The sequence below is a fragment of the Methanobrevibacter sp. TLL-48-HuF1 genome, assembly GCF_023617305.1.
Taxonomy (GTDB): Archaea; Methanobacteriota; Methanobacteria; order Methanobacteriales; family Methanobacteriaceae; genus Methanocatella; species Methanocatella intestini.
Genome location: NZ_CP081485.1, coordinates 491,029 through 512,286, shown reverse-complemented (window position 1 = coordinate 512,286; position 21,258 = coordinate 491,029). Strand labels below are relative to the sequence as shown.

At 30.7% G+C, this 21,258-nt stretch carries 22 protein-coding genes; 14 read left to right on the top strand and 8 right to left on the bottom strand.

The annotated features are described in order from the left end of the window. Positions 1 to 220 precede the first annotated feature (220 nt). Positions 221 to 805 carry a hypothetical protein gene (locus tag K4897_RS02520; protein WP_250416496.1) on the top strand — a complete coding sequence of 195 codons (585 nt, stop codon included), beginning with the start codon at positions 221 to 223 and terminating at the stop codon, positions 803 to 805. A 540-nt stretch (positions 806 to 1,345) separates the two neighbouring features. On the opposite strand, the gene upp is transcribed toward K4897_RS02520, so the two are convergent. The 5 genes from upp to tfrB form a co-directional block, all read right to left on the bottom strand. Then, entirely contained in the window at positions 1,346 to 1,972 is a 627-nt protein-coding gene (gene upp / locus K4897_RS02515; protein WP_019264286.1) for a uracil phosphoribosyltransferase, read from the bottom strand. Then, positions 1,965 to 3,251: a uracil-xanthine permease family protein gene (locus K4897_RS02510; RefSeq protein ID WP_029143238.1), complete on the bottom strand. Its 1,287-nt coding sequence runs from the start codon at positions 3,249 to 3,251 to the stop codon at positions 1,965 to 1,967. Before K4897_RS02510 ends, upp begins: the two co-directional genes overlap by 8 nt. 286 nt (positions 3,252 to 3,537) lie before the next feature. Then, positions 3,538 to 3,771, bottom strand: coding sequence for a polyferredoxin (locus K4897_RS02505; protein ID WP_250416493.1), 234 nt, complete (start codon positions 3,769 to 3,771; stop codon positions 3,538 to 3,540). 145 nt (positions 3,772 to 3,916) lie between these two features. Beyond that, complete coding sequence (locus K4897_RS02500; protein WP_250416490.1) at positions 3,917 to 4,822, bottom strand: TrmJ/YjtD family RNA methyltransferase; 906 nt, start codon at positions 4,820 to 4,822, stop codon at positions 3,917 to 3,919. An 11-nt stretch (positions 4,823 to 4,833) separates the two neighbouring features. Next, on the bottom strand, positions 4,834 to 6,315 hold the full coding sequence (tfrB, locus tag K4897_RS02495; protein ID WP_250416488.1) for a fumarate reductase (CoM/CoB) subunit TfrB: 1,482 nt from the start codon (positions 6,313 to 6,315) through the stop codon (positions 4,834 to 4,836). 115 nt (positions 6,316 to 6,430) lie between these two features. On the opposite strand from tfrB, the gene iorA reads away from it, so the two are divergent. Genes iorA through K4897_RS02475 form a run of 4 tightly spaced genes read left to right on the top strand, consistent with a single transcriptional unit; the run spans position 6,431 to position 9,605 of the window. Further along, on the top strand, positions 6,431 to 8,329 hold the full coding sequence (gene iorA, locus K4897_RS02490) for an indolepyruvate ferredoxin oxidoreductase subunit alpha (protein ID WP_250416485.1): 1,899 nt from the start codon (positions 6,431 to 6,433) through the stop codon (positions 8,327 to 8,329). A 2-nt stretch (positions 8,330 to 8,331) separates the two neighbouring features. Beyond that, positions 8,332 to 8,916 (top strand): indolepyruvate oxidoreductase subunit beta, encoded by a 585-nt coding sequence (locus K4897_RS02485; RefSeq protein ID WP_019266305.1) that lies wholly within the window; start codon positions 8,332 to 8,334, stop codon positions 8,914 to 8,916. 60 nt (positions 8,917 to 8,976) lie between these two features. Then, entirely contained in the window at positions 8,977 to 9,255 is a 279-nt protein-coding gene (locus K4897_RS02480; protein WP_019264280.1) for a hypothetical protein, read from the top strand. Positions 9,256 to 9,281: 26 nt separating this feature from the next. Beyond that, positions 9,282 to 9,605 (top strand): hypothetical protein, encoded by a 324-nt coding sequence (locus tag K4897_RS02475; RefSeq protein WP_094516672.1) that lies wholly within the window; start codon positions 9,282 to 9,284, stop codon positions 9,603 to 9,605. Between the two features lie 18 nt (positions 9,606 to 9,623). Here the strand turns inward: K4897_RS02475 and K4897_RS02470 are convergent, their stop codons facing one another. Beyond that, positions 9,624 to 10,055, bottom strand: coding sequence for an amino acid-binding protein (locus K4897_RS02470; protein ID WP_250416483.1), 432 nt, complete (start codon positions 10,053 to 10,055; stop codon positions 9,624 to 9,626). A gap of 9 nt (positions 10,056 to 10,064) precedes the next feature. Then, positions 10,065 to 11,366, bottom strand: coding sequence for a phenylacetate--CoA ligase family protein (locus K4897_RS02465; RefSeq protein WP_250416480.1), 1,302 nt, complete (start codon positions 11,364 to 11,366; stop codon positions 10,065 to 10,067). 116 nt (positions 11,367 to 11,482) lie between these two features. Here K4897_RS02465 and K4897_RS02460 point away from each other — a divergent pair, with 116 nt between their 5' ends. Continuing rightward, positions 11,483 to 13,096 (top strand): sodium:solute symporter, encoded by a 1,614-nt coding sequence (locus K4897_RS02460; protein ID WP_019264276.1) that lies wholly within the window; start codon positions 11,483 to 11,485, stop codon positions 13,094 to 13,096. Continuing rightward, positions 13,093 to 13,206, top strand: a complete 114-nt coding sequence (locus K4897_RS09150; protein ID WP_019264275.1) for a symporter small accessory protein — start codon at positions 13,093 to 13,095, stop codon at positions 13,204 to 13,206. The genes K4897_RS02460 and K4897_RS09150 overlap by 4 nt, the downstream gene beginning before the upstream one ends. A gap of 513 nt (positions 13,207 to 13,719) precedes the next feature. Here the strand turns inward: K4897_RS09150 and K4897_RS02455 are convergent. Continuing rightward, positions 13,720 to 15,144, bottom strand: a complete 1,425-nt coding sequence (locus K4897_RS02455; RefSeq protein WP_250416478.1) for a B12-binding domain-containing radical SAM protein — start codon at positions 15,142 to 15,144, stop codon at positions 13,720 to 13,722. Positions 15,145 to 15,303: 159 nt separating this feature from the next. Here K4897_RS02455 and K4897_RS02450 point away from each other — a divergent pair, with 159 nt between their 5' ends. The 7 genes from K4897_RS02450 to K4897_RS02420 all read left to right on the top strand — a co-directional run bounded on the left by K4897_RS02450 (position 15,304) and on the right by K4897_RS02420 (position 21,255). After that, positions 15,304 to 15,654 carry a nascent polypeptide-associated complex protein gene (locus K4897_RS02450; protein WP_019264273.1) on the top strand — a complete coding sequence of 117 codons (351 nt, stop codon included), beginning with the start codon at positions 15,304 to 15,306 and terminating at the stop codon, positions 15,652 to 15,654. A gap of 9 nt (positions 15,655 to 15,663) precedes the next feature. Continuing rightward, complete coding sequence (locus tag K4897_RS02445; RefSeq protein WP_019264272.1) at positions 15,664 to 16,407, top strand: metallophosphoesterase; 744 nt, start codon at positions 15,664 to 15,666, stop codon at positions 16,405 to 16,407. 75 nt (positions 16,408 to 16,482) lie between these two features. Beyond that, on the top strand, positions 16,483 to 17,508 hold the full coding sequence (locus tag K4897_RS02440; protein ID WP_019264271.1) for a hypothetical protein: 1,026 nt from the start codon (positions 16,483 to 16,485) through the stop codon (positions 17,506 to 17,508). After that, positions 17,501 to 18,703, top strand: a complete 1,203-nt coding sequence (locus K4897_RS02435) for a hypothetical protein (protein WP_019264270.1) — start codon at positions 17,501 to 17,503, stop codon at positions 18,701 to 18,703. The genes K4897_RS02440 and K4897_RS02435 overlap by 8 nt, the downstream gene beginning before the upstream one ends. 52 nt (positions 18,704 to 18,755) lie before the next feature. Then, on the top strand, positions 18,756 to 19,025 hold the full coding sequence (locus K4897_RS02430) for a hypothetical protein (protein ID WP_019264269.1): 270 nt from the start codon (positions 18,756 to 18,758) through the stop codon (positions 19,023 to 19,025). 25 nt (positions 19,026 to 19,050) lie between these two features. Continuing rightward, on the top strand, positions 19,051 to 20,271 hold the full coding sequence (gene argJ, locus K4897_RS02425; RefSeq protein ID WP_250416476.1) for a bifunctional ornithine acetyltransferase/N-acetylglutamate synthase: 1,221 nt from the start codon (positions 19,051 to 19,053) through the stop codon (positions 20,269 to 20,271). Between the two features lie 366 nt (positions 20,272 to 20,637). Further along, complete coding sequence (locus K4897_RS02420) at positions 20,638 to 21,255, top strand: class I SAM-dependent methyltransferase (RefSeq protein WP_019264267.1); 618 nt, start codon at positions 20,638 to 20,640, stop codon at positions 21,253 to 21,255. Positions 21,256 to 21,258 lie beyond the last annotated feature (3 nt).

Below are 21,258 nucleotides of genomic sequence, written 5' to 3'. Positions count from 1 at the left end.
AATGGGGAGTGTTATTTTGAAAAATATTTTTAGATTTGCATTTCGTCGTTGGGACAAAATACCTAATGATGAACTCAAGGGATATTCAATTTATATTTTTTTGGTAGGTTTATTGATTGGTTGTTTATTATTTGGTTTAATGAAGGTATTGTTTAAATGGAGCTTTAATGAACTTATTATGATTTTATTGGCAAATAGTGTGTTTTCTTTTTTATTTAGTATGGTTATATATAAAAGAGAATGGATTGATGAAAAATATGGTTTGGGCTATGATGGATACTACATTGTTCCTGGAAGAAATGAGGGAATGTCTTATAAAGCAGCTATTGTTTTAATTACAACAGCCGCCCCATTATTTTCTATACTTTTCTTTGTAATGGGTTTGCATTATGGTAATATGATTGTAGCAACAGCTTTTCTCATTGCCATGCCTATCCCATTTATTTTGATGTTTTTAAGGATTGATGCTTATGAAAATAAGATAATTGTCACGCCTAAACAATTAGATTATTGCCCTCCATTTTATTTCGTACTGGGTCAGCTTAATGCAATGGCAGGTCTTGAATTTTCAATAAGGACTATTTTAATTAGTTTGATTTATGGTACTTATCCATTAATTTGGGCAGTATTGTATTTTTTATTTTCTTTTTTAACTCAAATATTCATAGCGTCTCCAGATATTTTGGATAATATGATTTCAGTTAATCTTAGAACTGTACAAGGTTATAAAAAAGGATCGGTTATTTATTTAATATTAATTTTCATAGGTTATGGTATATTTTTAATATTTCAAAATATTTTTTGAGAAGTTAATTTCTTCTCATTTTTTAAAAAAGGAGTCTGTAAAATTTTATAGGCTTAATTATTTTTTATTTTTTTTACAATTGGACTTTTGTTTTGATGAAATTCTTCCTAATTTTTATTTAATTTGAATTTTAATAGTTAAAAAAATAAAATACTTTAATAAATGAGATGTGTATTATATTATAATTAAACAAATTAAATCAGTCTTCAACAGCTCTATAAAATCCAATTTAAAACTTTTTTTGAAGAAAAATGGTTTCTAAAAAAATTATTTCAGAAAGACTAAATAAGCAATTTAATTTTGAAAATACAATTGATAAACTATTTTTACTTTGGAATTAAAGTGTTTCATCACTTAATCAGATAGGCAAACAAAAATCCTATGAAACAATTAATAGTGATGAATTTAAATACTTTGGTTATTATTAAATTCTAATCTTTTTAGACTATCCATGTAAAGATGGACAGAAAAAACAAATAATTTTATAAAATTTTACAGATTCAAAAAAAGAAGTAAAAATACTATGAGTAATTCATAGTATTATTTTGTACCGTATACTCTGTCACCAGCATCTCCAAGACCTGGTAATATGTATGCGGTTTCATTTAAAGTTCTATCAACTGTTGCACAGTAAATTTGAACATCCGGATGGTCTTTTTCAATTAAATTGATTCCTTCAGGAGCTGCAACAACACATAAAAGTTTGATTTTTTGAACTCCCTCTTCTTTAAGTCTTGAAATAGTTGCAGATGCACTTCCACCTGTTGCAAGCATTGGGTCAATAATTAATACTTCTCTGCCTTCAATATTTTCAGGCATTTTAAAGTAGTATTCAATAGGTTGAAATGTTTCTTCATCTCTGTAAAGACCAATATGACCTACTTTTGCATTTGGAATTACATTTATAATTCCGTCAAGCATACCCATTCCTGCTCTTAAAATTGGTACAATGGCATAATTATCTTCGTTTAATTTGCCAGTTTCCATTTTTTCAAGTGGGGTTTCAATTGTTGTTTTTTCCAATTTCGCATCTTTAGTTGCTTCATAACAAAGAAGTGTGGAAATTTCTGTAATTAATTCACGAAATTCTTTAGTTCCGGTATGTATATCTCTTAAAATACCTAATTTATGGGTTATTAATGGATGGTTAAGAACTATTTCATTCATGTTTTTCCTCCGGAATACATAAGTTAAGGATGATTCCAATGATTGCTGCTAAAGACATACCAGAAATAGCTAAGGATAAATCTCCGTATGTAATAGATAATGTAGCTCCACCTAATCCTAAAACTAACATTGTAGCTGCAACAACTACATTTTTAGTGTTTGTAAAATCAACATGGTTGTGGATTAAAATTTTAAGACCGTTTACACTAATGAATCCGTAAAGAAGAATAGAAATACCACCAAGAACAGGGGATGGAATTGCAGTTAACAGTGCAGTTAAATGTCCTGAAAATGCAAAGATAATAGCTATAATAGCTGCAAGTCCAATTACATAAACAGAAGCAACTCTAGTCATACCTACAACAGAAGTATTTTCTCCGTAGGTTGTGTTTGCAGGCCCACCAAGAAGTGCTGCAACAGTAGTAGCTATACCATCACCTAAGAGAGTTCTGTCAAGACCTGGATCTTGAAGGAGGTCTCTTCCAATAATTTCACTTAATACTTTGTGGTCTCCAACATGTTCCACCATAGTTACAAGAGCAATTGGAACAATTGTAAGCATAGCTCCAAAATTAAGATTATAATCAATAAATGGTATGTAGAATGCAGGCATTTCAATAATATGTGCACTTGCAACTCCTGAAAAGTCAACTACTCCAAGAATTGCTGCTGTAATGTAACCAATTATAATTCCAATTAAAAATGGAATAACTCTTAATAATCCTTTTCCTCTTACAGCCAATATTGCAGTACTTAAAAATGCGACAAATGCAATAATTAGGTTGGTCATTGGAACGCTGGCGGCATTTATACCTATTTCTTCAATTGCCGTTGGTGCAAGTGATAAACCAATAATCATAATCATAGGTCCAACAACAACTGGTGGCAATACTTTATCTATCCATTTTTTACCAACTATTCTGATTATAGTTGATATTATTACATACATTAATCCTACAAAAACGATAGCTGTAAAAACACTGGCTTTTCCAGCTATTGCATATCCTGCTACCATAGGTGCAATAAATGCAAATGAACTTCCTAGGTAAACAGGACTTCTTCCTCTAGTACATGCAATGTAAATAAGGGTACCTATACCAGAGGTGACGAGAGCTACAGGTATTGACAAGACATCTGATCCAACGGTGGTATTTACAACGATTGGTACTAAAATTGTAGCTCCAAACATAGCACATACGTGTTGAATAGCAAGTAAAATCCAGTTTACTACGGGAGGCTTGTCTTTAACGCCTAATAGCATATTACTATTTTCACTCATTTTATCTCCTTTAACTTTAAAAAAAACTCTTTTTTGACAAAATAATTGTTTAAATTAAGTATTAATTCCAGATTATTTTTATTTTCTTTGAATAAATAAGTGATTAATTTAATTTTTGTTCATAATAAAAAGAATCTTTTTTATTTTATTTTAATAATATTCATAAATTTTTATTATACATTTATATTTCTTCAATTACAATTATAAAAATCTTTTTAAAATATTTTAACTTAGCTTTGTCTTTTAAGGAAAGTGTATTTTGTAAAAAATAGTTTATATTTAGTTTTTAAAGTTCAACTAAATTATATAATCTGTTAACTATGGAATCAGTTGATTTATCATCGTATTTTAAAGTAATAGCATTTTGTTTACAAGTATTAACACTGAGTCCGTAGCCTCTACATTTATTTTGGTTAATTTGAATTTTTTCATCTTTAAAATTAATGGCATCAGCTATACATATCTCATTTAAGCATTTCATGCAGTTTATACATTTTGAATCGCCGATAACTATTTCCACACTATTTAATTTGTGAATTTTGTCATCTGAGTAGGGCTATTGCTTTCCATAAACAACAGTATGTTTTTGCTTGTTAGTTATTCAGAATCTCCAATTGAAAATATATTTTACTGCAAATATACTTTGTCTGCAAAGCTAATTTTTCTTATTGTTTACCTATTTTCATTTTTAAACGTCTTAAAATTCCTTTTAAGGTGTGAGCTTCTCGGCCTGTAATATATGCTCTATTAATAATGTTTTTAAATGATTTAAGCCCATTTTTCTTTTTGTGTTCTGGAATATCTAAGCTGTCAATTAAATCATACATGTCTTTCAATACATATTCTTTTTCAATAGCTGTACTTTCTTCTAGACCTTCAACAGGGTATTCATGCATATTTTTAAATAATTCATAGAAAATAATAGCTGCTGCATGAGATATGTTTAAAATAGGGTATGTAGGGTCTGTTGGAATTGAAACACAAATGTCACATTCGTCAATTTCTTCATTTGTAAGTCCGTTTCCTTCCCTTCCAAATAGAATAGCTGTTTTATTATTTGTATTGATGTTTTTTCCAAGATTTTCAGGTCTTACTGGTATTCTTGAGAGATTGTAACTTCCGCCAGCTACACCAGTTGAAGCTACTTTAAAGTCTATTCTTTGGCTTTGATAGAATTCATCAAGAGTATTGTATATTTTAGCATTATCCACAATGTATTTTCCATGTGTTGCCTGATAAAATGCTTCTGGGGTTAAAGTAGGCGGATTGATAAGAACCAAATTCTTCAGTCCGAAATTTGCCATAGTTCTTGCAAGAAAACCGATATTTCCGGGGGTTTCACATTCTACAAAAACAATATAAATATTATTTTTGAAATTGCTTAATTCCTTTTCAGCGTCCTCTTCAGGACCTTTGGCTATTTTTATTCCTCTTGACTGTTTTTTAGATTTTGATTTTTTCAAAGAGGTTGATTTTTTTTCAGTTTTGGTTTTTTCTTTAACTTCCGGTGAATTTAAATTAGTTTCAACTATTTTTTCTTCACTTACAGCTGTATCTCCTATTTTAATCAACCCCTATTTATCTAATCTTTTTGATAAGCTAGTTGTAATAGCTCAATTATGTTCATAGCTTTTATATCTTCACGGTCAATAGCGTCCAATCCATCCTGGATGTTGTACTGACAGAACGGACAGATTGTAATTACTGATTCTGCACCTGTATCTTCAATCATTTTTGCTTTTTCTTTTGCAAGGGTCATAGCAATTTCAGGTTGGCCTGCTTTTATTCCTCCTCCAGCTCCACAGCATTGACATGGATATTTCATCTCTTTAAATGTAACTCCCGGAATCTGTTCAAGAATATCACGAGGTTGACCTTTGATGCCTTGGCCTCTGCCTAAATGACATGGGTCATGCCAGGTTACTGTTGTGTTCAGTTCATTCATTTTGTCAGTATCCAATTTATCTACTAGAAATTCACTGATGTCCATTACATTTAGATCGGATCCATATTTCGGATGGTCATTTTTAAGAGTGGAACCGCAGCCTGCACAAATGGTAAGTACAGTATCATAATCTTTAAAAACTTCATTGTTTTTATCAACAAGTTCCTGAACCATGTCTGTCTGACCGGTTCTTATTAATGGTGAACCGCAGCATACCTGTCCTTCAGGAATATCTATGGTTATTCCATTAGCTTCAAGTACATCAATTAATGCTTCTCCGATGTGGTGTAATTTATTATCTACCATACATCCGGTAAATAATGCTATTTTTGAACCGTTGTCATTTTTAACCTGTTCAATAAAACTTTGCCCTTCAGCTTTAATTGATCTTCCTGTTTTTTCTATATTTTCTTTAAATGCAATATGCTCCGGAAGCGGTCCTTTACCTTCTTTACATGCAATTTCCCTTAAACGTTCAATTGCATCTCCAAAGGTGTTTATATCTTTAGGACAAACAGCCTTACACTTTCCGCAACTGGTACATTTATATAATCCTTCTTTTAAACTTTCATCAAGTCTGTCAAATTCATCTCTTGGGTCTGATTCAAATTTGGAAAGGTATCTCATTATGTAAGGTCCGCCAAATTTTGTTTTAATGAATTTTACAACAGGACAGGTTGCAAGACAGGAATAACATTCAATACAACTTCTAACTTTTTTAGTGTTTTTAATATTTTCTGGAGTTAGATTTTCATTTAAATCACTGTCATATCTTTGAGGATTTAAAGAAAGTTGCAAATCTTTTACTTCCTGTTCTATTTGGCTTTTATCAACAATTAAATCTTTAATTACTGGAAAATTTTGAGGTTCAATTATTGCACCGTCCTTTATATCTTTTTGACATGCAAGAGCTCCATTCCCATTAAATAATATTCCGCAGGACCCGCATTGTCCGGCTCTGCAGGAACTTCTAATACTAATGTCAGCATCATATTTTTCATTAATTGCATTAATGGCATCTAAAACTTTCATTTGAGGTGTCTGTTCTATTTCATAACACTCTAAATGAGGTTCACTGTCCACTTCTCTGTCAAACCTTGATACATACACTTTAATCATTACTTTACCCCTTTAGTCATAATCAAATATAAAATAAGTATAATATTTATATTATATCTAAACCTATTATATTATATATTTTATTAGATTTTTAAATTATTTGAGGAAATAAATAATGAACTTAAAAGAATTAGTAACAGGGAAACCTGGTGATAAACAATTTTTGTTAGGTAATGAAGCAGCTGTAAGGGGAGTTATAGAAGCTGGTGTTTCTGTTGCAGCTACTTATCCGGGTACTCCTTCATCAGAGATTGGAAATGTTTTGTCTGGATTGGCTAAAGATGCTAATATTTATTTTGAGTTTTCTACAAATGAAAAAGTAGCTATGGAAGTTGCAGCTACTGCAGCAGCATCTGGATTACGTTCATTTACTTTCATGAAACATGTAGGTATGAATGTAGCCAGCGATTCATTTATGACAACTGCTTATAGTGGAGTAAATGGCGGTATGGTTATTTTATCAGCAGATGATCCGTCACTTTTTTCATCTCAAAATGAACAGGATACTCGTAATTACGGACGTTTAGCAAATGTGCCTATTTTAGAACCTTCTAATTGTCAAGAAGTTAAAGATATGGTTAAATATGCTTTTGATTTATCTGAACAGTTTAAATTACCGGTTATTGTAAGAACAACCACTCGTGTATCTCATATGAGAGGTGTTGTTGAATTTGGTGAAACAGCAGATAATTCTTCAGATGGTGAAACTCATTGGAAAAAAGGATTTTTCAAGAAAAATCCTGCACAATTTGTTCCAGTTCCTGCATTTGCAAAAGATATGCATGTTGAACTCGTGGAAAAAATGGATGAAATTAATAAAATAACCAATGATTCTGATTTTAATGTTGAATCTGATTTCAGCCAAAATAAAAAATATTGTGTTATTGCTTCAAGCAGTGCTTATAATTATGCTTATGATGTAATCAGGTATAATAATTTAGATATTGATGTTTTAAAACTTGGATTTTCATATCCTTTTCCTTATGATAAAGTAGCTGATTTTGTAAAAGATTATGATGAAGTCTTTATTGTGGAAGAGGTAGATCCGATTATAGAAAAAGATACATTAGTAGCTATTGGTAAAAATAATTTAAATACTGTTGTTCATGGTAAATTAGATGGAACATTTCCTGTATACCATGAATTTAATTCTGATATTGTGGCTGATGGTTTTAATAAATATTTGAATTTCATTGAAGAAGATAATAATGATTATTCTGATACTTTACTTAAATTGCAGGAAGAAATTCCTTCCAGGGCTCCAGTACTTTGTGCAGGATGTCCTCACAGGGCAATGTATTACGGAGTAAATAAAGCATTGGAAGACTTGGGAATTCCTCTTAAAGATGCTGTATTTGCATCAGATATTGGATGTTATACTTTAGGAATTAATCCTCCTTACAATGCAGCAGATTACCTGTTGTCTATGGGATCTAGTGTAGGAGACGGCTGCGGATTTTCAATAGCTACTGACCAAAAGGTAATTAGTTTCATTGGAGACTCAACATTTTTCCATAGTGGAATATCACCTTTAATAAATGCAGTTCACAATAAAAATAATTTTATTTTAACTGTATTGGATAATAGAATTACAGCTATGACTGGAGGTCAGCCAAACCCGGGAATTCCTGTTGACGGAATGGGGGATGATGCACCTGAAATTTCCATACGTAAACTGGCTTTAGCTTGTGGCTGCAATTATGTTCGTGTAATCAATCCGTTAAACTTGGATCAGGTAATTAAAACATATAAGGAAGCTTTGGAACGTGATGAGGTTTGTGTAATTATAGCTAAAGCTCCATGTACTTTAATTAAAGGTAAAACTAGAAAACCACCAGTAAATTACATTGATTCTAATTGTAATGGATGTAATAAATGTGTAAGTGAACTTGCATGCCCTGCTATTTCAAAAGATAGTGGAAAAATAACTATTGATAAATCCATGTGTGATGGCTGTGGGGTTTGTATCCAAGTTTGTAAATATGGTGCCTTAGAAGCTGGAAGAGGTGAATAAATATGGATAATCATTATAATATTTATATTTGTGGTGTTGGAGGTCAGGGAATTATTAAAACCTCTGTAATTATTGGAGAAGCTGCAATGAATCAGGGATTAAATGTAGTCATGAGTGAAATTCATGGAATGTCTCAAAGGGGAGGTTCTGTTTCTACAGAATTAAAAATAGGTGATTATAACAGTTCAATTATTCCGGAACATGGTGCAGATATGTTGCTTTCATTTGAGCCTATAGAAACTATAAGGGGATTAAATAAAGTAAATGATGATACTAAAATAGTATTTAACACTCATCCTATTGTTCCAGCTTCATCAGATAAACCTTATCCTGGTGTAGCTAATATTACTGAGGTTTTAAAAGAAAATTTCAAACATGTCCTTCCTATTGATGGAACTAAATTAGCTATTGATGCTGGAAATGTATTGGCTTTAAACATGGTTTTATTGGGGGCAGTAACTGCAGATGATAAATTTCCACTTTCTAAAGAATCTGTTATTGCAGCTATGAAAAATAATTTAAAACCAAAATTTCATGAATTAAACTTAAAAGCTATTGAAAGTGGTTATAATTGGATTAAAGGTTAAATATTTAAATTATTATAAATTAATTAATATTAAGTAAGTACTAAAAAGAGGTTGTTATACATGCCTTATAAAATTGATAATGCTATATTAAAAAAGGATAAAACAGGAAATGTCACTTTAATTGATCCTGAAAATGTTTTTAAAGATGAAGATGCTTTTGTAGCTATTAAAAGTGATGATTTAATCACTATTCAGCTTTTAATAAACAGTATATTGCATAATGATTTTAAAAGATGGTCAGAACTTGGTGTTGTTCCTGAAACAGAACCTGTTAAAAGTTTATTTGTTAGGTTAGGTTATTCTAAAGCAGATATTGCATCATTGTTAAAAGAATTTTAAAAATATTATTGATGGAGGTTTTCAAAATGCCGGAATTCAAATTATCTAAAGAAGCAGGAACTAAAAAGTTTGAGCTTTCAATGGCTATTGATTATGATGAAGATGGCAATATTGAAGCTCAGGAATTTTATGATGGTGTTGACTGGTCTGATAATCCTGCAGATATCAGGTTAAATACTAGTTATTGTGATGAGGATGAACAGGACGAGTGGAATTTGTTTTTCAACGATTTCATGCATTTGCTGGAATCACATGAGTTAACTGAAAAAGCTAAAACTTTAAAAGAAGTGGATGATTCCTATTATTTTGTTGAAGAATGTATTGAAATTGTTTTAACTGAAGAAGATTAAGAAAAGAGGAGGTCTTTTCTATAAATCTTCTATATCTTTTTTTTCCAGAATGTGTGCATCACTATCTTTTAAAAGAGTAATTGATTCATCCATATTTTTCAATCTCATTACTACAATAGCTTTTTCTGTTTTTGAACTTACAAATGCATAGAGGTAATCTAAATTAATACCTTTTTCATCAAATATAGCTAATGTAGAGTTCAATCCGTTTGGTTCATCTGGAACTGCCACAATAATGACATCATTTTCTTTTACAATGAATCCGTCTTTTTCCAATGCTTCAATAGCTTTTTTATTGTCTGAAACGATTAATCTTAAGATTCCGTATTTTGTTGTATCAGCTATTGAAAGTGCACGTATGTTTATGTTTTCCTGAGCTAATGTATTAATAGCTTTTTTCATTCTTCCTTCTTTGTTTTCTATAAATACAGATATTTGTTTTACTACCATGCTTTCACCTTATTCAAAGTTTCTTTCATCAATAACTCTTACAGATTTTCCTTCACTTCTTGGTAATGATTCTGGTTCACATAAAGTTACATTAACTCTTAATCCAGTTTCACTTTTAATGGATTTTACAATCATTGCCTCAGTTTTTTCCATTTCTTTCATTTCATCAGAGAATAATTCTTTAGTAGCTTCTACTTTAACTTCAACTTCATCTAAAGTATCAGGTCTTGTTACTTTAATTAAGTAGTTTGGACTTGCTCCTTTAATTTTAAGTAAAGCCTTTTCGATTTGTGATGGGAAAACCATAACTCCTCTGATTTTTAACATGTCATCGCTTCTACCGGTAATTCTACTCATTCTTACACTGGTTCTTCCACATGCACATTCTTCTATGATTAATGAGGTTAAATCTTTTGTTCTGAATCTTAAAATTGGTATTCCAGTTTTGGTAAGTGTAGTTAATACAAGTTCCCCTTTCTGTCCTGCTTTTAGGGTTTCTCCAGTTTTTGGATTAATAATTTCAGGATAGAAATGATCATCTTGAATATGCATACCATTTTGTTCGATACATTCCTGAGCTACTCCAGGACCCATAATTTCAGTTAGACCATAAATATTGTATGCTTTAATGTTTAATGTATCTTCAATTTTATGTCTCATTTCTTCGGTCCACATTTCAGCTCCGTGAATTCCTATTTTTAAATTAATATCTTCCAAATTAATGTCAGACCCTTCAAGACTTTCTCCAAGATACATTGCATATGAAGGTGTACAGGTTATAACATCACTTTGAAAGTCTTTCATAGTTTCAAGCTGTCTTTTTGTGTTTCCTGCAGAGATTGGTACTGTTATTGCTCCAAATTTTTGAGCTCCGTGGTGAATACCGAATCCTCCGGTAAATAATCCGTATCCGAATGCATTTTGAATAATGTATTCTTTTTCAACACCTACCATTCCAAGACCGCGTGCAATACATTCTGACCAGATATCCAGATCTTCTTTAGTGTATCCGGTAACTGTTGGTTTTCCGCTTGTTCCTGAAGATGCATGAATTTCTACAATTTCTTCGTAAGGAACAGCAAATAAACCAAATGGATAAGCTGCTCTTAAATCGTCTTTTGTTGTAAATGGGATTTTTTCAATATCTTTCAATGTTTTTATGTATTCTGGGGTGATACCAGCTTCATCAAATTTTTCTTTATAAAATGAAACATTATTATAAGCTAATTTAACAGTTTGTTGTAATCTTTCTAACTGTAATTTTTCTTTTTCTTCTTTACTCATACATTCGGCTTCTTTGTTCCATACCATTGTATCACTTGTTAAATATTCTTTGTTCTAATTTTTAATATAAAATTATATATAACTATTCATATTAAAAATTTAATCATATATTAATTTTTTTTAATATATCTGGAGTTTAAATTATGGACATTATGATTTTAGCGATTGTATTTATAATTTACATTTTTGCTTTAGTATATGTAGGTTATTATGCATGGAAAGAAACAGAATCCTCCGAGGATTTTATGATAGGTGGAAAGGATACAAATCCTGCAATCATGGCTTTAAGTTATGGTGCAACATTTATTTCGACAGCAGCTATCATTGGTTTTGGAGGAGTTGCTGGTGAATATGGTATGAGTGTTCTTTGGTTAGCATTTTTAAATATAATTGTGGGAATATTCATAGCTTTTGTATTTTTAGGTAAAAGAACTCGTAGAATGGGACACAGTTTAGGTTCTTTAACATTTCCGGAGTTCTTAGGTAAACGTTTTAACAGTAAATGTATTCATTATTTGTCAGGATTAATTATTTTTTGTGCCATGCCTCTTTATGCAGCTGTAGTTCTTATTGGAGCTGCAAGGTTCTTGGAATCTTCTTTAATGATTGATTTTGGAATATCATTATTTATATTGGCAATTATAATTACATTCTATGTATTCTTTGGAGGTATTAAGGGAGTAATGTATACTGATGCATTGCAGGGCGTAATTATGGTTTGTGCAATGGTATTTTTACTTGGATTTGTTTATTGGTTGTTAGGTGGTGTAACTCATGCAAACACAGCATTAACAGATATGGTAAGCTTATATCCAGCTAGTGCTACAGCTACTGGAGGAACGGGTTGGACGACATTCCCGGAATTTGGTTCACCATTTTGGTGGAGTTTAGTTTCATCTACTCTTATTGGTGTAGGTATTGGAGTATTAGCTCAACCGCAATTGATTGTAAGATTCATGACTGTTAAATCTGATAAGGAATTAAACAGATCTGTTCTTGTTGGAGGATTATTTATTGCAATAATGCCAACTACAGCTTATATTGTAGGATCACTTTCTAATGTATATTTCTTTGATAAATTGGGAAAGATTGCTGTAGATGTTGTTGGTGGAAATGTTGATAAAGTTATTCCGACATTTATTACAATGGCACTGCCTGAATGGTTTGTGTATATTTTCTTATTGTCATTATTAGCTGCAGCTATGTCTACAATCAGTTCTCAGCTTCATACTCAGGGAACTGCATTTGGTGTAGATATTTATGGTACTTTAAGAAATAAAGCTAAACAAAAAGCAGATCAGATTACAGTTACAAGAATTGGTATTCTTATAGCCATTATTTTAGCTTTAATATTGGCATTTTCTCTTCCGGGAAGTATTATTGCTCTTGGAACAAGTTTATTCTTTGAAATTTGTGCTGCTGCATTTTTACCTGTGTTTTTAGGTGCATTGTATTGGAAAGGAATTACTACTAAAGGTGCTATTGCAGGAATTGTTTCTGGAACAGTTGTTAGTTTATTCTGGTTACTCTTTGTATTTGCAAAAACAGCTAAAGGTTTAGGATTGTGTAAGGCAATATTTGGTTGTGCAACTTTATTGCCGGCTATGCCATGGCCTTATATTGATGTAATGTTAATAGCAGTTCCTATTTCTGCTATATTTACATTAGTTGTTAGTTTACTTACAAAACCTCCAGCTCAGGAAATTATTGATAAAGCATTTGAAGATATTGATAATAAAGGAAGTGGGGTACAATGATGGTTTTAGGAATTGAGGACCCTTGGATTTGGGGTGTTTATGTATTAATCATTTTATCCACTTTATTATGTATAATCTATGGGATTGTATACTGGAATAGGGATTATTAATACCTGTTCTCTTTTTTATTTTTTTTTATTTTTTCAAAATAGTAAAATATATATGTCATAAGATGTAAAGGATATATTACACAGTGTAAACTATACATTACATTGTTTTGTAAGTGATGATTATTTCAAGGTTATTGGCTATATTCAATTGTTATTAAATTTCTGCTAATATTGGTGTTTAACACTAAATTAATTATTGTACGACATTCTGACGAAAAATTGAAAAATCCCCTTAACATTAATTTCAATTTGTGGTGTTTGATGTAGTTAATAAATTCTTGATAATTATTTCTTATTTCAGATGCTGGTAAAAAATAGTTTAATTATTTTCGCCAATTGACAATAGAAATTAACATTACCTCCCAATTAATATGTCAAATTAGAAAATTCAAACACATTTCTTAAATTTAATCTCCATTTTGAAAATTATTTTAAACTATTTTATTACTGGTGTTGATAAAAAAATATGTAATTTTGTTATTTAATGTTCACCAAAAAAATTATTTTTAAAAATCACATATTTTTTAATTCTTTTTTATTGTAATCTGTATTTGCAGGAGTTTTTGATAGTGCAGTTTTTATTACTCCAAAGATTGTTTTTAAAAGGTAAGGACCGTCCTGTAAAAACTGTTTTATTATATAATGTGGCCTTAAATAAAATTTAATAAATGCTTTTGCCTGAATTTTTCTCATATCTTTTAATGAACAGTCTACTGTTTCTAAAATTGGGGTTATTAAAGTATATTTAGACCAGTCTTTTATTTTTATAAGATTTTTTTCAAAAGATTCCTTATAGAATTTTGTTCCGGGGTAAGGAGTCGCTAAACTGTATATTGCATAATTCGGTTTAAGTTTATGGACAAATTTAATTGTTTTATTCATAATTTCTTTAGTATCTCCAGGCATACCTAAAGCTACTGAAGCTATTGTTCTTATTTTTAGTTTATGCGCAATTTTAAATGCATTTTCAATTTTTGTTATAGTGGTGTTTTTGCACATACGGTCTAATTGTTGCTGATCTGCTGATTCTACGCCTATAAATATTGTAATACATCCCGCTTCTTTCATTTTTTTTAATACTTCTTCGTCTAAAGTGTCTACACGTGATGTACATCCCCACATGATTTTAATATTTCTTTTTAATATCTCATCACAAATTGCCATTACTTTTCGTTTTTTTAAAGTAAAAGTATCATCCATAAATGCTATTGTGTCAATATTATAATCTGTTTTCAGATGTTCTATTTCATCAACAATGTTTTCTACACTTCTTTCCCGAATTTTTCTTCCATGCATTGCAGCTGATGAGCAAAAAGAACACTGCATAGGACATCCTCTAGTTGTAATCATAGTGGTCATATGGGTATCCATGTCTAATAGACGGTATTTGTCCATTGGCAATAAATTTAGTGCAGGAAATGGAAGTTTGTCTAAATCTTCTATCAGCGGAGCTTCAGGAGTTATTACAATTTCTTTTGAGTATTTGTCTTCAAATACAATTCCTTCAACATCATGTAAGCTGCTCTGATTTTCTAGAGTCTGCACTAGATTTAACATGATGTATTCTCCTTCACCTCTAATTACAATATCTATATTTTCATCTTTTAAGGTTTCTATAAAATTAAATGTAGGATGATATCCTCCTATTACAACTATTGAGTCTGGAAGGGTTTCTTTAACTACCTGTGCAGTTTCAAGCGCTCTTCCTATTGTTGGAGTAAGTGCAGTTAGAGCTACTAAATCAGGTTTTCTTTTAAGCAGTTCATTTTCAACATCTTTAAAATCCATATCTTCTGCAGAAGCATCAAGTATTTCAACATCAACATTGTTTTCTTGCAGTACTCCAGCCATGTATGCAATACCTAATGGTGGAGCTATTACTCCCATAAATTTATATTTAGAAGCAGTTTGTGGCGGGTTAACAAACAAAACTTTCATAATTTACTCCTTCATTATTTAATATTCGTTAAATATGTTATTTTATATATGTTATATAGATAAAGGTTATGTTTGCATAATTGTGAATTCTATAATTAATTTTAATAATATTAAAAAACATAGATATTTACTAATAATTAAATTAATGAGGATAATATTATGATACCTGGTATGAATGCAAAACAGATGAAAAAAATGGAAAGACAAATGAAAAAGATGGGTATGGACATGAAAGACCTTAAAGGGGTCAAAGAAGTCATAATCCGTTTAGAAGATAAAGAATTAGTCATTCCAAATGCTGAAGTAAGTTTGATGAATGTAATGGGTCAAGAAACTTATCAAGTAACTGGTAAAGCACATGAGGTAACAGTTGATGAAGAACTTGTTATTCCTGATGAAGATATTGAAATGGTAGCTAATCAGGCAAAAGTGTCTGAAGATGAAGCAAAAGCAGCTTTGGAAGAGACTAACGGCGATCTTGCAGAAGCTATCTTAAAATTAACTCAATAGGATAATAATATGCCTCTTATTGTACATATTTCTGATTTGCATGTTAGTGAATTGGGATTTGATGAAGATGTTTTTATAAAAGCTGTAGCTGAAATAAATGCCATAAATCCAGACATGATAATATTAACAGGTGATTTGACTAATAATGGTTATTATAATGAATTTGTTCAAGCTACCAAATATTTGGGAATGTTTGATGCACCGTTATTTGCAGTACCTGGAAACCATGATGCTCGTAATTTAGGTTATGAGACTTTTGAAGAGTTAATTGGTGAATGTAGTTGGAAACTTACAAAAGATGATGAATTTGTAGTTGTAGGATTAGACAGCAGTTCTCCAGATATATCAAGTGGGAATATTGGCAGGCCGCAGCATCTTTGGATGGAACATCAATTGGATCAATGTGTTATTGATGAGTTGTTTAGTATTGTGGCTCTTCATCATCATGTAATTCCCATTCCAAAAACTGGTAGAGAGCGTAATGTATTAACTGATGCTGGAGATGTTCTTAAAACATTAACTGATCATGAAGTTGATTTGGTACTTGCAGGACATAAACATGTTCCAAATATTTGGAAAATGAATAATACTTTATTTGTTAATGCAGGGTCATTATCTTCTAATAAGCTTAGAGGTAATGATAAAAATTCATATAATGTATATGAAATTACTGAAGATACAATTAGGATATTTCTTAATAAAGTTGATGGGGAAAGGTTTTTATTTGGAGAATATCCAAGAAATAGCATTTAGTTAACTCTTAATTAAATTTAAATATAAAATTTACAAATAATATAAATATTAATTAAATAAATTTTAGGTGATAATGTGAAAGTTGTTGTTGATGCTTCAAATGTTGCATATAGTACAAAAAATGAAAATTCACAGCCTCAAATGTCCAATATTTTAGCTGCGGTTAAATCTTTAGAAGAAAGTGGTGATGAATTTGTAATAATTGCTGACGCATCACTTCGTCATGACATTGATGATAAAGAAAAATTTGAAAAATTGTTGGAAAGTGAAAATGTAGAAGAAGTTCCGGCAGGTAATGATGCAGATCATTTTATTCTTAACATTGCCCATAATGAAAAAGCTAAAATTTTATCTAATGACAAATTCAGAGATTATGCTGCAGAATTTAAAAATATTAATTCTATGAGGATTCCTTTTGTAATAGAAAATGGCAGAGTTACATTTGGAAAACCTAAATCACCTAAAAAGGATAAAAACATTTTGCAACATATATCTGATGAAATTATTAAGGAATTAAACTTTAAAAGATGGGAAGTTTATACTGGGAAAGAAGGTTTGGAAATTTCACCATTAAACATTGCTAAACAGGCTATTATTCGTATAGATAGTGATAATGATGCCAGTTCTAAACTGGAAAAGGTTTTTTCTAAGATACCTATGTTTAACAAGATTGTAGACATGGTTGATGATGTGGAAGTAGCTGCTCCTTATGTTATTTTTGTATTGGTTCATCCAAAAGATTACAAATTAGCTGTTAAAAATGCGGGCAATATATCTGTTACCGTTGCTGACAGGTTAAGACTTGAGAAAAAACCATTAATAGCTGTTCGTAACGATTTATTTACAAAACCGGGCACTTTTGAGTTAAATATAATGTTAGCTGATGAAGTTACTGAACATGCTCCTTATAATGTTCTTGTTCGTGTAAGTACTCATGATGAAGTATTTATTAAGAAAAATTCAAGAAACATTGCCAGTACTATAGCTGGAAGGCTGGGGTCTTGGAAATTTCCATTTGTTTCTGTTAAACCAGACATGCTTTTAGAAAAACCGGGAGATTTTGAGATTGAGCTAGAAAAAGGAGGAGGTTTGGATGGTTAATAGCTTAACTAAGGAAATTATTAAGCTATCTACAAAACTTAATCCAATTAGTGTTGGAACTAAGTTTTTTCCGACAAATTCTGTTGAAACTGAATATGTGGAGCTATTTAATTATACTCAAACTATTCTTTTTGAACTTGAAAAAGCTGAAATTACCTCTGAAAGTATTTTAGAAAATCTTAAACGGGATGTTGGTGTAGAAAATCTTCCAGAAGAATATAATTTTTATGAACTAAAAGCAGCTGAAAATAAAGTTGAAGAATATGCACTTGTAAGTAACATTATTATGGGTAGTGATCGTTACTTCTATGTTGAGCTTCCGCATCCTTCTAATTTAATTAATATATTTGTTAAAATAATTGAAAATGAAAAAGGACTGATAGTTGAAAAGAGCTCTACAGAACTTGTTGCAAGAATGTTAAGTAAAAATGATGCAATAAGGGTAGCTATTGAAATTATTGGAATTGGATTAGAAAAAGGTGTTCCAATTATTTCTGCAGTTGGTATGACTGGAGCTGCTTCTATTGAGCGTTCAATTAATTATACTCAAAATGTTGGAAATTTTCCCGGAGTTGCATTTACTAAGCTTGGTGGGGAATACGCACTTGTATTTGATGAACCATTTAAATTAATGCAATCTGAACCTAAAGAATTTCAAAATTATTTATTCATTGATTTAATAGACTCAACTGGTTTTATCAGTAAAAATGGTAGAAATAAACTTGTTGAATTAATGACAGGAATTAAAAATTTTATTGAAACTGAATGTGAAGGTGAATTAGAAGGTTATAGGGAAGGTGGTGATGATTTTATAGCTAGATTCCCATCAAAAGATTTAGCTATTCGTGCAGGACTCGATTCTGCTTGGTTTGCATTGGATAATGGTGCAAAAATCAGAGCAGGAATTGGCAGAAGTAGGAGAGAAGCGGGTGAGAGAGCTCAATTAGTTGATAGTTTAAATTCAACATCTCCATTATCATTAGTTGTATTTGAATTAGCTAATGGGTTATATGCTTACAATATTCCTTCTGAATTTTCAAGAACAATTATAGATTTGATTGAAAATCAAAAAGGTAAATTAATTGGAATATTTGCATTTGTGTTTATATTTGTTTATGTTTTATCTATATTCGGTTTAGGAATGTTTAGTTTTATTGGAATAGTATTGGCACTTGTTTATGCACTATTATCTTAATGTTTAAATAAGAGTAGTTTATTAAAAAATTAATTAAAAGAAAGGGATTAAAGTGGCGTCTAAAAACGATGGAACACTTGTTGTGTTTATGGTTATAGCATTAATTGCTTTTTGTGTAGGTGCAGGTATTGGTGTATCTATGGTTATTTCAGATGATGGTGATGATGTGGCTAATAACACAACACACGTTGAAAATGTTACTCATGAAATGACTACAAATATAAATGATACAAACAGTGATATTGTTTATGATTCAGAAATAGATGAGTCAAATTACCTTGAAAAGGGTGAATCAAACTTAGATTATTCAACTAATGACTAATTTATTTTTTTATAATGGGATTATTATGATATTTAAAGAACTTGATGGTGGATTGTCAGTTATTGATAATATTAAGGTAGCAGGTGCTAAAGAAGGAAAATATGGTGTTGCAGTTATTGTATGTGAAAATAGTGATGCTTCTGCTGTATTTACATCAAATAAAATTGTTGCAGCTCCTGTTATATATACTAAAAAAGTTATTGAAAATGGAAAAGTTTCAGCAGTATTTGTCAACAGTGGAAATGCTAATTGTTTTACAGGCAATCAGGGAATAGAAGACTGTAAATCATTGGTTGAATTGGTTTCTAAAGAACTGAATATTCCTGAAGATGAAATAGCTATTTCTTCAACTGGAGTTATTGGCCGTAAAATGCCTTTGGATATTATAACTGATGTAGCTTCTAAAGTATTTTCTAATCTTGGAAATAAACCTGAAGATTCATTAGCTGCTGCAAATGCTATTATGACTACTGATAAAATTCCAAAACAATGTGCTCTTGAAGTTACATTAACCAATGGTCAAAAAGTAAAAATTGCAGGAATTACAAAAGGTAGTGGAATGATTGCTCCAAATATGGGAACTATGCTGTCATTTATTGTAACTGACGGAATAATGGAAAGTAAAGACATTAATAAAGCTCTTAAAATAGCTGTCAATAAAAGTTTTAACATGATTGTTGTTGATGGTGATGAAAGTACAAATGACACCTGTTTACTTATGGCAAATAAAGCATCTGGAGTTAATATAGTTCATGATGGTGAAATTGATCCGAATTTCCAAAAAGCACTTGAATATCTGTGTATTGATTTGGCTAAAAAAATGGTTAAAGATGGTGAAGGAGCATCTAAAGTTATAGAAGCTAATATTTATGGAGCTAAAAATATTGATGAATCCAGATTGGCTGCAAAAGCAATTGTAACTTCTCCTTTATTCAAATCTGCAGTATTTGGTGGTGATCCAAATTGGGGAAGAATAGTCTCAGCAATTGGTTATTCTGGAGCAGATGTAAGTGCAGATACAGTAACAATAGCTATAGCTAATAAAAATGATGAAGTTGATCTTGTAAAGGATGGAAAAATCCTTGCTTTTGAAGGAACGGATAATCTTTTGAGAGCTGAGAAAATTATGCTTGGTGAAGAGGTTATTGTTAATGTTAATCTTAATAAAGGTGAAGCTGAAGCTACAGCATGGGGATGTGATTTAAGTTATGATTATGTGAAAATCAATGCTGAATATACCACTTAAAGAAAAGATATAAATACTTTAAGAAGTAAATATTTTTATGTTATAGAAATTCTATTTTTGATTTTCGATTAAACTGATATTGAATCAAATTTTAACTATTATAGTTATATTGTTTGATTTTAATTTATTAAATAAATTTAATGGGGATATGATTATGGCAAAAGTTAAAGGAACCAATAAAAGAACAAGAGCAAAAAGAAGTTATACCAAACCTGGTAGTAAAAGAGGAAGAGGAGTTAAACAAACCTGGAAAAAATAATCCTCTTTTTTCATAACTTTTTTTAAATTTTAAGCTTATTTTTACTTAGAAAAAATTATATACTATTTTTTAAAGATTATTACTCATATACTATAAGATGTGGTATTATGGGTAAAAAGAAAATGATGATGCCGGCAAATGGCCATAGAATTCAAGGTATGACTAGTGAAAAATTCCTTGATGCTAACGAATTTTTAGATGAATTAAATCTCACAGGTAGTGAGAACTTTATGGATGCAGGCTGTGGGGATGGTCATGTAGCTATTAAAGCATTGGAAGAATACATTACTGATGGATGTGTTTATGCTTTAGATATGTATGAACCGTCTATTGAGGATATGCTTAAATACAAACAAGAAAACAATGCAGATAACTTAATTCCAATTGTATCTAATATTGCTGAACATATTGATTTGGATGATGAAACATTGGATGTTATTTTGATGGTTAATGTTTTCCATGGTTTTAAAGCTACAAGAACTTTAGATGAGGCAGTGGATGAATTAGCTAGAGTAATTAAAACCGATGGTGGAAGAATAGCTATTATGGATTATAAAAAACAGGATGTTAAAAATGGACCTCCAACAGTTATTAGGAGTTCTCCAGAAGATTTGCAGGAATTATTCTCAGCACATGGTCTTAAAATGACTTATTTAAATGAAGAAATTGGGGAAGATATTCCTGAAGGTAAATCTCATTATTTAATAATATTTGAAAAAGAGTAGTTA

Bases quoted from the DNA above. Each gene is read 5' to 3' on its own strand.
- K4897_RS02460 (WP_019264276.1), top strand. From the start codon at position 11,483: ATGGACATTATGATTTTAGCGATTGTATTTATAATTTACATTTTTGCT.
- iorA (WP_250416485.1), top strand. From the start codon at position 6,431: ATGAACTTAAAAGAATTAGTAACAGGGAAACCTGGTGATAAACAATTT.
- K4897_RS02450 (WP_019264273.1), top strand. From the start codon at position 15,304: ATGATACCTGGTATGAATGCAAAACAGATGAAAAAAATGGAAAGACAA.
- K4897_RS02475 (WP_094516672.1), top strand. From the start codon at position 9,282: ATGCCGGAATTCAAATTATCTAAAGAAGCAGGAACTAAAAAGTTTGAG.
- K4897_RS02510 (WP_029143238.1), bottom strand. From the start codon at position 3,251: ATGAGTGAAAATAGTAATATGCTATTAGGCGTTAAAGACAAGCCTCCC.
- argJ (WP_250416476.1), top strand. From the start codon at position 19,051: ATGATATTTAAAGAACTTGATGGTGGATTGTCAGTTATTGATAATATT.
- K4897_RS02435 (WP_019264270.1), top strand. From the start codon at position 17,501: ATGGTTAATAGCTTAACTAAGGAAATTATTAAGCTATCTACAAAACTT.
- K4897_RS02480 (WP_019264280.1), top strand. From the start codon at position 8,977: ATGCCTTATAAAATTGATAATGCTATATTAAAAAAGGATAAAACAGGA.
- K4897_RS02445 (WP_019264272.1), top strand. From the start codon at position 15,664: ATGCCTCTTATTGTACATATTTCTGATTTGCATGTTAGTGAATTGGGA.
- K4897_RS02470 (WP_250416483.1), bottom strand. From the start codon at position 10,055: ATGGTAGTAAAACAAATATCTGTATTTATAGAAAACAAAGAAGGAAGA.
- K4897_RS09150 (WP_019264275.1), top strand. From the start codon at position 13,093: ATGATGGTTTTAGGAATTGAGGACCCTTGGATTTGGGGTGTTTATGTA.
- K4897_RS02520 (WP_250416496.1), top strand. From the start codon at position 221: ATGGTTATATATAAAAGAGAATGGATTGATGAAAAATATGGTTTGGGC.
- upp (WP_019264286.1), bottom strand. From the start codon at position 1,972: ATGAATGAAATAGTTCTTAACCATCCATTAATAACCCATAAATTAGGT.
- K4897_RS02465 (WP_250416480.1), bottom strand. From the start codon at position 11,366: ATGGTATGGAACAAAGAAGCCGAATGTATGAGTAAAGAAGAAAAAGAA.
- K4897_RS02485 (WP_019266305.1), top strand. From the start codon at position 8,332: ATGGATAATCATTATAATATTTATATTTGTGGTGTTGGAGGTCAGGGA.
- K4897_RS02420 (WP_019264267.1), top strand. From the start codon at position 20,638: ATGGGTAAAAAGAAAATGATGATGCCGGCAAATGGCCATAGAATTCAA.
- K4897_RS02455 (WP_250416478.1), bottom strand. From the start codon at position 15,144: ATGAAAGTTTTGTTTGTTAACCCGCCACAAACTGCTTCTAAATATAAA.
- tfrB (WP_250416488.1), bottom strand. From the start codon at position 6,315: ATGATTAAAGTGTATGTATCAAGGTTTGACAGAGAAGTGGACAGTGAA.